General features: G+C 59.3%; 7 protein-coding genes. 4 read left to right on the top strand and 3 right to left on the bottom strand.

Features of this window, described 5'->3' with window-relative positions; genetic code table 11:
* Both JIN84_RS21735 and JIN84_RS21730 read left to right on the top strand, forming a co-directional pair.
* On the top strand, positions 1–1,149 hold the full coding sequence (locus JIN84_RS21735; RefSeq protein ID WP_200353207.1) for a Gfo/Idh/MocA family protein: 1,149 nt from the start codon (positions 1–3) through the stop codon (positions 1,147–1,149).
* Positions 1,139–3,412 (top strand): glycosyltransferase family 4 protein, encoded by a 2,274-nt coding sequence (locus tag JIN84_RS21730; protein ID WP_200353206.1) that lies wholly within the window; start codon positions 1,139–1,141, stop codon positions 3,410–3,412. Before JIN84_RS21735 ends, JIN84_RS21730 begins: the two co-directional genes overlap by 11 nt.
* Before the next feature lie 31 nt (positions 3,413–3,443).
* Here JIN84_RS21730 and uvrA read toward each other — a convergent pair whose 3' ends face one another.
* Entirely contained in the window at positions 3,444–5,996 is a 2,553-nt protein-coding gene (gene uvrA / locus JIN84_RS21725) for an excinuclease ABC subunit UvrA (protein WP_200353205.1), read from the bottom strand.
* Positions 5,997–6,173: 177 nt separating this feature from the next.
* Here uvrA and JIN84_RS21720 point away from each other — a divergent pair, with 177 nt between their 5' ends.
* Positions 6,174–6,371: a hypothetical protein gene (locus tag JIN84_RS21720; protein ID WP_200353204.1), complete on the top strand. Its 198-nt coding sequence runs from the start codon at positions 6,174–6,176 to the stop codon at positions 6,369–6,371.
* 14 nt (positions 6,372–6,385) lie between these two features.
* Positions 6,386–9,634: a DNA ligase D gene (ligD, locus tag JIN84_RS21715; protein ID WP_200353203.1), complete on the top strand. Its 3,249-nt coding sequence runs from the start codon at positions 6,386–6,388 to the stop codon at positions 9,632–9,634.
* Between the two features lie 229 nt (positions 9,635–9,863).
* On the opposite strand, the gene JIN84_RS21710 is transcribed toward ligD, so the two are convergent.
* Both JIN84_RS21710 and JIN84_RS21705 read right to left on the bottom strand, forming a co-directional pair.
* Positions 9,864–10,589, bottom strand: a complete 726-nt coding sequence (locus JIN84_RS21710) for a LytR/AlgR family response regulator transcription factor (protein ID WP_200353202.1) — start codon at positions 10,587–10,589, stop codon at positions 9,864–9,866.
* Positions 10,577–11,632 carry a sensor histidine kinase gene (locus JIN84_RS21705; protein ID WP_200353201.1) on the bottom strand — a complete coding sequence of 352 codons (1,056 nt, stop codon included), beginning with the start codon at positions 11,630–11,632 and terminating at the stop codon, positions 10,577–10,579. Before JIN84_RS21705 ends, JIN84_RS21710 begins: the two co-directional genes overlap by 13 nt.
* Between the last annotated feature and the right edge of the window lie 90 nt (positions 11,633–11,722).

Genomic DNA, 11,722 nt, shown 5'->3' with positions numbered 1-11,722 from the left:
ATGAGTGAATCCCTTCGATACGGACTCGTGGGCTGCGGAGGATTCGGCCGATTCTGCCTCGGTCAATATCGGTCCCTTGAAGACGTGGAACTTGTGGCCGTCACGGATGTCTCGTCCTCATTGGCAGAACAGGTGGCGAACGATTTCGATCTGGAGCAAGCCGGCAGCGCGGAGGAACTGATCGCCAGACCCGACATCGATCTCATCCACCTCGCGACACCACCGGGCACCCATTACGGATTGGCCTTTGCCGCTCTCTCCGCCGGAAAACATGTGCTGTGTGAAAAGCCGCTGACTTTGAATGTCGAAGAAGCTGCGGATTTGATCGAACTCGCCCGGAACAAGGGGCTCGTTCTCGCGGTGAACCTCATCATGCGGTATAATCCGCTCAATCAAGTGGTGCGTTCGCTGGCCGCCGGTGAAGTGTTGGGGAAGGCCATTTTCGCATCGTTGATCAATCTTGCCCAGGACGAGGTGCTGCCACCTTCGCACTGGTTCTGGGATCCGGGCCGGAGCGGGGGGATCTTCATTGAGCACGGGGTCCACTTTTTCGATCTGTTCGAATGGTGGTTCGGCCCGGGTCGTGTGGTTTCCGCCGGGCAGGTGCTGCGTCCGGGGACCGATATCGTGGATCAGGTGCATTGTGCCGCCCGATACGGTGACATGACCCTCGGAACCTTCTACCACGGCTTTCACCAGATGCTGAGACAGGATCGCCAGGACTGGGAGCTCGTTTTTGAAAAGGGCGTGATTCGGATGACTGGATGGGTGCCCACCTACTTGGAGGCGGACGTTTTCCTCACCCGAGCTGAACTTGACGAACTTATCGCATTGGTTCCTGGCTGCGAGGTCCGAATCGTCGACGAATATGAGGGCGAACTACGAAAGGTTTCCAGCCGACACCTCTCCCGGACAGTCGATGTGCATGCCATCCTCACCTGCAAGCCACCCGTGACCAAGGAAGAGCTCTATGGAAAAATGCTGCGCGAGCTTTTGTCGGATCAGATCAACGCCGTTCGGTCGCCTTCCCACCAGCGCCTCGTGACCGAATCCAATGGAATCACCTCGCTGGCCTATGCCGTGGAAGCGCAAGCCATGGCGGATCACGATTCCTCAGCCAATCCAACCGTTCCAAACCATGTACCCTGAACTGAAACGAATCGCATTCCTGGGTGGCCACACCCCTCGGCGTTGTGGCATCGCCACATTTACCAGCGACCTTCACGAAGCGGTCGCCGCGGCCTCACCATCCACGGACTGCATGGTTGCCGCTATCAATGATCATCAGCAACGCTACGTCTATCCCAAGTCCGTCCGCTTCGAACTGGAGGAACGGGATCCCGGATCTTACCGGAGGGCCGCGGATTATCTCAATTTCAACAATGTGGATGTGCTGTCGATCCAGCATGAATTCGGAATCTTCGGAGGACCGGCGGGCAGCTATCTTCTGGGTCTCCTCCGGGAAGTCAAGATGCCGGTCGTGACAACCCTGCACACGATCCTCACCACTCCGGATATACCCCAGCGCAAGGTCATGGACGAACTCATTCGGCGGAGCGACCGCCTGGTCGTGATGGCGCAGAAAGGCGCTTCCATCCTGCGTGAGGTTTATGGGGTCGACAACGGTAAAATCGATGTTATCCCGCACGGGATTCCCGATGTTCCTTTGGTCGATGCCGACGTTTACAAGGAGCAGTTCGGGGTGGGAGGCCGATTCGTGATACTGACCTTCGGCCTGCTCGGCCCGGGAAAGGGAATCGAATACGCGATCCGTGCCCTGCCCTCGATTGTGGCACGTCACCCGGAGGTCGTGTATGTCGTGCTCGGAGCAACACATCCCCATCTCGTCGCGAGGGAGGGCGAAAGCTACCGGCTCGGCCTTGAGCGCCTTGCTGAAGATTACGGTGTGAAGGAACATGTCATTTTCCACAACCGGTTTGTTTCCGCGGATGATCTCAAGGAATTCATCTCTGCGGCGGACATCTATCTCACCCCTTACCCGAACGAGGCGCAGATCACCTCCGGCACGCTCGCTCAGGCATTCGGTGCGGGACGGGCGGTGGTTTCCACGCCATACTGGCACGCTCAGGAACTCATCACCCCTGAAACCGGCGTCCTGGTGAAGGCACGGGATTCGGAATCGATCGCAGACGGGGTGCTTCAGTTGCTCGACGACCCTGAACGCATGGGCGCGATGAGGACTCGAGCCTATGAGCAGGCACGCGCCATGACGTGGCCGAACGTCGCGGCAAGCTACCTCCAATCCTTCAATCACGCCAAGGCCGACCAGAGAAGGGTGTCGCGCTCGGCATTCGCCGGCTGGACACTTGCAAGCCGTTACGATCTTCCTGAGCTGCGCATGGATCATCTTTTCCGAATGACGGATGGAACAGGGATTTTTCAACATGCCTGCTACAACGTTCCCAATTACAACGAAGGTTATTGCACCGACGACAACGCACGGGCCCTGATCCTGTGCTGCCGGAGCGATGAACACGGCGGTCGCGCTTCGCACGCCAACCTGGACGCGCTTCTCAGCACCTACCTTGCTTTTATGGCCGCGGCGATCAACCGGGACACCGGCCGCTTCCGCAATTTCATGGCTCATGACCGGAGATGGCTTGAGGAATATGGGAGCGAGGACAGCCACGGCCGCGCGGTCTGGGCGCTTGGGACCTGTGCCGCACGGTCGCGTAACGACGGTCACCGGCTGCTCTCAATCGAGTTGTATGAACGGTCTCTTGGTGTGCTGGAAGGATTCACCTCGCCCCGCGCCTGGGCGGCGGGATTGCTGGGGATCAGCGAATATCTCAGGACATTTCCCGGTCATGGTCAGTCAAATGAGATGAGATCCTTGCTCGTCTCAAAACTGGTTGAGATATGGAACCAATCCGCAGATGATGACTGGCCTTGGTTCGAACAATCCCTTTCCTACGACAATGCGAGACTGCCTGAAGCGCTCATTCTTGCCGGGCATGCGATCCCCGACCCCGAAGCTTTGGAGATAGGACTGAAGGCTTTGAAATGGCTGGCGTCGATTCAAACAACATCGTCCGGACATTTCCGTCCTGTCGGCAGCAACGGGTTTTACCAGAGGGACGGCATCCGCGCGGATTTCGACCAGCAACCGATCGAAGCCCAAGCCATGGTTTCCGCCTCCCTCGCCGCGGCTGCGGCCACTTCCCTTACATCCTGGAAAAAGGAAGCCAAGCGCGCGTTCGAGTGGTTTCTGGGACGCAACGATCTGGGACTTCCGCTGTATGATCCCCGGACCGGTGGCTGTTGTGACGGTCTGCATCCGGATCGGGTCAACTCCAACCAAGGGGCGGAATCCACGCTCGCCTTCGCCATCTCATTGGTGGACATGCATCAGGCCGAGGAGGCTTTTTCCGCATCAGTCCAATCCGCGTGAAGACGGGTCGGCCAGCGCCGCACAGCGAGAATCAAGGCATCATCGTTTTTCTCAGATAGCCTGCGGTTCGGCTGGATGATGCTTTTGCTACTTCTTCCGGCGTCCCGGCAGCCACAATCTCACCGCCCTCATCCCCCGCACCTGGACCGATGTCGATGACCCAGTCGCTAGCTGCGGCGACCTGCATGTCGTGTTCGACGGTAATGACAGTGTGGCCGGCCGTGACGAGACCTTGGAGGAGTTCCATGAGGGTCTCGACATCGGAGGGATGAAGACCGGTGGTGGGTTCGTCGAGGACGTAGAGGGTATGGCCGCGCGCGTTCCGTTGCAACTCGGTGGCGAGCTTGATGCGTTGGGCTTCTCCGCCCGAGAGTTCGGTGGCGGGCTGTCCGAGACGCAGGTAGCCGAGACCGACTTTTTGGAGGATGGCCAAAGGACGGGAGATGGTGGGTTCTCCGGAGAAGAATTCGGCGGCGGCATCGACGGTGAGGTTGAGGACTTCGGCGATGTTTTTTCCGTGGTAGAGAATTTCCAAAGTCTGGGAATTGTAGCGGGTGCCCTGGCAGACGGTGCAGGGAGCGTAGACCCCGGGGAGGAACAGCAACTCGACGAAAACCCAACCCTCGCCTTGGCAGTTTTGGCAGCGTCCCTTAGCGACATTGAAGGAGAAGCGCCCCGCGTCATAGCGGCGCTTGCGGGCGGCTGGGGTTGCGGCGAAGGCCTTGCGGATCGGATCGAAGAGGCCTGTGTAGGTGGCGAGGTTCGAGCGCGGGGTGCGGCCGATGGATTTCTGATCCACTTGGACGAGGCGCTTGATGGTTTCCATACCGGAGATGATTTCTCCTGTACAGGGTGCGGCTTCGGCGCGGTCGAGTTCCTCCCCGTTGTCTTCGGCGGGCGGAGCTTGATGGCCAAGACCGGCCGCGACCAGTTTGACGAGGGCGTGGCTGACGAGGCTGGATTTCCCGGAGCCGGAGATGCCGGTGACGGTGGTGAAGAGACCGAGGGGGAATGCTGCGTGGAGGTCTGTCAGGTTGTTGCAAGTCACGCCGCTGAGGCGCAGCCATTGGTTCGGGGCGCGGGGTGTGCGCGGCGGATGGGTGCCGGACTTTTTGAAAAGGTGACGGCTGGTTTGCGATGCCTTGATTTTTTCCAAGCCGGTGAGGGGACCGCTATAAAGAATCTCCCCGCCTTTCTCGCCCGCGCCGGGGCCGACGTCGACGATCCAGTCGGCGCGCCGGACGACGTCGGGGTCGTGCTCGACGACGAACAGGGAATTTCCGGCTTGCTTGAGCCGTTGGAGGGTGACGAGCAGGGCTTCCGTATCGGCGGGGTGGAGTCCGGCGGACGGCTCGTCCAGAACATAGACCACGCCGAAGAGATTTGAACGAACCTGGGTGGCGAGCCGGAGCCGTTGGAGTTCACCGGGTGAAAGAGTGGGCGTGCCGCGGTCAAGCGTGAGGTAGCCGAGGCCGAGCTCGAGCAGCACCTCCAGTCTTGCGGCAAGGTCCTCTGCGATGCGCTGGGTGACGATGGCTTTTTCCGGATGCCCCGTGGCGAGCTGGAGCAGAGAGGCGTGGTGGGCCTGGGTGTAGGGGGCTATTATGTTGGCGAGGCTCTTCAGCGGCAGTGCGGAAATGGCTGAGATGTCCAATCCGGCAAAGGTGACGGAGAGCGCGGCTGCATTGAGGCGCTTGCCGTGGCACTCCGGGCAATGGCTGCTGACCATGTATTTCGCCACGCGCTTTTTCATGGAGGCGCTTTCGGTTTTGGCGAAGGTCTCGAGGACGTAGCGTTTCGCTCCGGTGAAGGTACCCATGTAGTCGGGCGGCAGCTTGCGGGCGATGGCCTGACGAACCTGCTCGCGATCAAGCCGGGGATAGACCGGGACCACGGGCTGCTCGTTGGTGAACAGCAGCCAATCACGTAGCTTTTTCGGAAGCTCGCGCCATGGGACGTCCACGTCGTGACCGAGGGTGGTGACGATGTCGCGGAGATTCTGACCATGCCATGCGGGCGGCCAGGCGGCGATGGCTCGTTCGCGGATGGTCAGCGAATCATCGGGGACCAATGATTGTTCGGTGACCTCGTAAACCCGACCAAGGCCGTGGCAGCGCGGGCACGCGCCTTCCGGGGTGTTTGGGGAAAAGGATTCGGCATAGAGCAGCGGTTGTTTGGAAGGATAGTCACCGGCGCGCGAGTAGAGCATGCGGAGGAGATTGGAGAGGGTCGTCACGCTGCCGACAGAGGAACGGGTGGTCGGAGAACCCCGCTGCTGTTGGAGTGCGACGGCGGGTGGCAGGCCGTCGATGGCATCCACGTCCGGGATGCCGATTTGATGGAACAACCGTCTCGCATAGGGGGCGACGGATTCCAAATAGCGCCGCTGGGCCTCGGCATACAGTGTGCCGAAGGCGAGCGATGATTTCCCGGATCCCGAGACGCCGGTGAATACCACAAGGGCATCCCGAGGAATTTCCAGACTGACGTTTTTCAGATTGTGCTCCCGGGCGCCGCGCACGCTGACGAGTCCGCCAGCGGTGGGTGGCGAAAGGGGAGCAGGACCATCGGGAGTGCGTTGCATGACAGTTCCCTTGCATGTGGAGTGCCGAAGTTGAAGTTGTTCGGAAAGTGCGGGCTCATGCTCCAAAGACTTTGCGCACGTGCGTTCCGCAAGTGACGGGTGCGGAAAGTCGCATGCCGGGGTTCGGCGGCAGAAGAAATTCGCACACCTCAGGTTTTTAGCTTAACTGTGCCACCTATGGCCACGAAACTGGATAAAGTGCTGAAGCGCGAGGTGGATGTGAAAGGCAGGGCTCACACGCTGACCATCGATCAAAGCGGCCTCAAACTGACGGAAAAGGGCAGACGGAAGGGGATCGAGCTGACGTGGGAAGACCTGGTGGATGGAGACGCGGCGATTCCCACCGCATTAAACGCATCTCTCGGAGAAAAGTAGGCAACCACCCACCGATGAAAATCGCCACCTACAATGTGAACGGCATCAATGGCAGGCTTCCTGTTCTTCTGAGGTGGTTGGAAGAATCGCAGCCGGATGTGGTCTGTCTTCAGGAGCTTAAAGCGCCGGATGCCAAATTTCCGGTCGCAGCAATCAACGATGCCGGCTACGGAGCGATTTGGCATGGGCAGAAAAGTTGGAACGGTGTGGCGATATTGGCGAAGGGGATGGAACCCGTTGAAACCAGGCGCGGCCTGCCGGGGGACAAGTCCGACAGCCATAGCAGGTATCTGGAGGCTGCCGTGGAAGGAGTCCTCATCGCCTGCCTTTATCTTCCCAATGGAAATCCCGCTCCCGGTCCCAAGCTTGAATACAAGCTCAAGTGGTTCGACCGCCTGCTCGCTCATGCATCGGATCTGCTCGCACAGGAAATCCCGGTTGTGCTGGCGGGAGACTTCAATGTGATACCGACCGAACTCGACCTCTACCGCGTGAAGGGCTGGGAGGATGACGCATTGTTCCGTCCGGAAGTGCGGGCGGCTTACGCCAGGCTGCTGGAGCAGGGATGGACCGATTCCATCCGGCACCTGCATCCCGACGAGCGCGTTTACACATTCTGGGATTATCTGCGGAACGCCTGGGCTAGGGATGCCGGCCTGAGGCTCGATCACCTGCTTCTCAGCCCTCACGTCTCCGACCGTCTGGTGGCGGCTGAGGTGGACCGCGAGGTCAGGGGGTGGGATCACGCCAGCGATCACGCTCCCGCCTGGATCGAACTGCGGGCGGTGGGGAGAAAGAGAAAGGCAGGCACTGTGGCTGGAACGAAGAGTGCCGGCAGGAAGCCGGAGAAAGCGGCCGTTAGCAGGGGACGCTTGGAAGAATATGGTAGGAAGCGCGACTTCAACAAGACGCCGGAACCGGAGCCGGAGATTCCGCGCAAGCCGGGTAACTCCTATGTGATCCAGGAGCACCATGCGAAAGGCCATCATTTCGATATCCGTCTTGAAATTGACGGTGTGCTGGTGAGCTGGGCGGTGCCCAAGGGCATCCCCGAAGAACTTGATGTCCGCCGGCTGGCGGTGCACACGGAGGACCATCCGGTTGAGTATGGCAAATTCCAAGGGGAGATTCCGAAAGGGAGTTACGGCGCGGGCAAGATGACCATCTGGGATAGCGGCGAATGGGAACCTCTCGAAACCGGCTGGCGCAAACAATTCGCGAAGGGCACGTTGAAATTCCATCTGAAAGGGCAGCGCCTGCGGGCTCCATTCATCCTCGCCCGGATGAAGGAGGAGCCGAACTGGATGCTGATGAAGCTCAACCCTGCCACCCATCCCGCGCCGACAGCCTCGGTTGAAAACGAGACACCCGGGTTCATTCCGCCCCAACTCGCACACACGGTGGCGTCCGTCCCCCGCGGACCCGGGTGGGTGCACGAGTTGAAATTCGACGGCTATCGACTGATCATCGTGAAAAAAAACCGGAAGGTCACGATCTTCACCCGCAACGGCCATGACTGGACAGACCGTTTCGCGGGCATCGTGCGCCACGTTGCTGCTCTGGCTCCGGAGGATTTCATATTGGATGGAGAGGCCGTGGTGTTCGATGAGAAGGGACATACCAACTTCGGTGATTTGCAGGCCGCGCTCGGGAATTCGTATGGCAGGCATCCCAAGCGGAAAGCAGTGCCAGACAAACGCAAGGCGGCGGGTTCGGTCACATTCATCGCTTTTGATCTCCTTCACTTCGACGGTTTGAATCTGCGGGGCCTTCCCCTCCGGGAGCGTCAGCAACGGTTGTCCAAAATCGTTGATGACGTTCCGGGCGCCACGATCACGAGATCGCGCGTGTGGCCTGCGGAAATGGGGGCGGATCTCTTCAAACAGGCATGCGCACAGGGATTGGAGGGGGTCATCAGCAAACCCCTTGATGGGAGCTATGCTCCGGAATCCCGCGGTGAATGGACGAAATCAAAATGCCGTCCGCGCCAAGAGTTTGTCATTTGCGGCTACACCCAGCAGAAGGGTGACTCCCACAATGCGTTCGGGGCCTTGATTCTTGCCTCCGAAGAAGAGGGGGTTCTTGTGCACCGGGGCAGGGTAGGGACGGGGTTTTCCGAAAGATCGAGTGCCGAGCTTCTCAAGATTTTCAAGCCTCTTGTGACGCGCACCGCCTCCCTGAAAATCCCGGACAAAGGTATCACGTGGCTCAAGCCCCGTCTCGTCGCGGAGGTTGAGTTTGCCCAGATCACACGTGACGGACTGATCCGGCAGGGAAGCTTCATCGCCTTGCGCGAGGACAAATCACCCGAGGACGTGCACCTGGATGCCGTGCTGAAAGCGGTGGTGAGTCCGGATGCCAAACAAACCAGTGCCATGAGAAACAAGAACAGCGGGGGAAAGCCGGTGGTCCAAGGAATCGCAATCAGCCACCCCGACCGTGTGGTTTATCCTGCGGACGGAATCACGAAACTCGAAGTGGCGGAATACTATGAGCGTGTGGGCAAGCTGATGCTGCCATTCATCACCAAGCGTCCTCTCGCCCTTCTTCGCGCCCCCTCGGGGATACAAGGCGAGCTGTTCTTTCAAAAGTCATTCAACACCCATGTTCCGGCGGAGGTGTTCCCCGCCCGGATGCCGGATGGAGACGAAGTGTTTTCCATCAAGACCATCACAGGGCTTGTGTCTCTCGCGCAGTTCGGGGCAATCGAATTCCATCCTTGGGGCGCTCCTCTGCCGGGAGGGGAGAAACCGGACTTCCTCACTTGGGATCTCGATCCGGACTCCAAGGTTGCTTGGCCGGAAGTTCTCGGTGCGGCTTTGCTGTTGAGGGATTATCTCGCGGAACAAGGACTTGAGTCATTGGTCAAGACCTCGGGTGGGAAGGGCATCCACATCATACTGCCCATCAAGCGCAAGCACGGGTGGGATTTGATGAAGCCCTTCACGAAGGCGGTGGCCGCCGAAGTTGCGGCTTTCAACCCGAAGCGTTTCATCATCGCCGCCTCGAAATCGAAACGGGAAGGCAGGATCTTCATCGATTGGTTGCGGAATGGCGAGGGGGCGACCTGCGTCGCGCCGTGGTGTCTCCGCGCGCGGCCCGGTGCTCCTGTATCGATGCCTCTCGCATGGGAGGATCTCGCCACCCTGCCGCCTGGCGGTGGATTTACCATCCGCGACGAGCCCAAGCTCCCCGACCAGTGGAAGAAGCCGAAGTTCAACACCATCCCCGCCAGGTTCCTGAAGAATCTCGGCATTATTTGAAAACATGAATTCGACGGAAATGATGGACTGGTCGCGAACACCGGATGCAGCGAAGTATTCCTTCTCCAAGCGATCAAGAACGTGGGATTGATGGCAGAGGAAGTAGAGAGAGAAGTGTCGTGTTTAACGGCGCGGTGGCCCGCTAAACGATACGCCTTAAAACGGTGGCACCCGATCCTGCAAATTCCCCGTATTTTAGGAGCGCGGGCCCCTGATTGTTGAAATTTTCTCACCTGCCGAGGCCCAGAGCCTCCCGCAAGCGGGTTGCCGTGATCCTGCGAAGCCCGATGGGTTTCTCGTTACCTTGGAGGAACAGAAGTGAGGCATTCCTGGAGGTGTTTTCCAAGGCTTCAACTTTATCGAGGTTCACAATCAATGAACGGTTGATCCGGACGAAGGGGGGATCGGGCAGGATTTTGGCGAAGCGGCCCAGGGTCTGGCTGATCAGCAACGGTTTGCTTTCTGAAATCAGGAATCGTGTGAGATCGCCATCCGCTTCGAGGGCGACTATTTTCCGGATTGGCACCACAAAGGTCCGTCGGCCGTCCCGCAGCGTCAGGTGATCATCGCGATTGTAGCGTGGAGGGCGCACCGCAGCGGCCTCCACACGCTGCCTTGCCCGCAGGAGCGCGGTCGCGAGCCGGTCGGGATCCAGTGGCTTCAGGAGGTAGTCCACCGCATCCACCTCGAAGGCCTTCACCGCGTGATGGGAATGCGCCGTAACGAAGATCACCTTCGTTTCCGGACGCAGCGCTTCCAGCAGTCCGAATCCATTTCCGCCGGGCATCTCGATATCGAGAAACACCAGGTCTGGCGTGGCTTCGGCCAGAAGATCCTTCGCCGCCGCGACATTCTCAGCCTCGCCGAGAATGCGCACATCATCGTGCGCTTCGAGCAGCCGCCGCAGGCCACGCCTCGCACCAACTTCGTCATCGACAATGATCACACCGGGCATGCCACACCCTCCAAAATCAGTTCAGCTGCAACTAGCCCGCCTTGATCCACCATGCGGAATTGGTTCCGGCCGGGATAATGCAGGGCCAGCCGGCGTCTCAAATTCGCAATCCCCGTTGCCGTGGTGTTCCGCGTTTCCCAATCAGCTGCCAGAGCGCCGCTGTTCGTCACCCGGATCGACAGCAGCCCTTCCTCGTGTCGGATATCCAAGGAAAGTTCCCATGGCGGCGGGCTGGTGTTCAGCCCATGCTTCACCGCATTTTCCACCAGCGGCTGCAGCAGGAAACAAGGGACCTTGAGCATCCGCCCCGTTGATGGGGCGTTGATCGAAATCCGCAGCCGGTCGCTGAACCGCCCCGCCTCGATGTCCAGATAGCTTTTCGCCGCCATGATCTCATGATCCAGCGGCACCAACATCTCTCCTTGATGATCCAGGGAATAGCGGAGGTACTTCGCAAGCTGGAGGATCATCTTCGAAGCGATCTGGGGCCGCTCGGAGACTTCCGTGTAGATGTTGTTCAACGAATTGAAGAGGAAGTGTGGATTGAGCTGCAGCCGGAGGACCTCCAATTCGGATCTTTGCGCCGAGCTCTCCACCGCCAGCCTGCGTTCCCTCTCGCGGCGGGCGGCGAGCTCCGCCTTCAGCCAGAAATAAGCAAGGCTCCATCCTGCCAGCACCATGATGCAGAATGCCGCCCGCACTCCGTAACGACCTTCCGTCGCTGCCGAACCCCCGTTCACGAGGATGCCGCGCACCACGTCACCCACCAGTATCTGAAGCCCCGCCCCCACGGAGCTGAACACGAGAACCAACATCGCCAGTTTTGGCATCCCACCATGCCGGTGATCCACACGCCGGTAAACGAGCCGCATGCCGGATGTGATGATGAAATACAGCGGCTCCAGCACAAGTGTCAGGACCAGCGCCTGATTCACATCATTCCAGAAGGCGACCCGGGTGATGAAATTAAAAACAGCGACGGCGCTCCATCCGAGAATCTGCAGCCGCCAGAAAAGGGGGGGCTGGGAAAAAAATCGTTTCATTGCTGTTGAAGTCCTTCCCTCCATTTCTTCCAATGCCGGGATCTAAATTGTCATTTTCTGTTAGGGCAAGAGGCCAGTCGTCTGGGAAGA

The organism is Luteolibacter yonseiensis, assembly GCF_016595465.1.
Classification (GTDB): domain Bacteria; phylum Verrucomicrobiota; class Verrucomicrobiia; order Verrucomicrobiales; family Akkermansiaceae; genus Luteolibacter; species Luteolibacter yonseiensis.
Note: the sequence above shows the minus strand (reverse complement) of the source record. Positions and strands in the feature narration are given on the sequence as shown.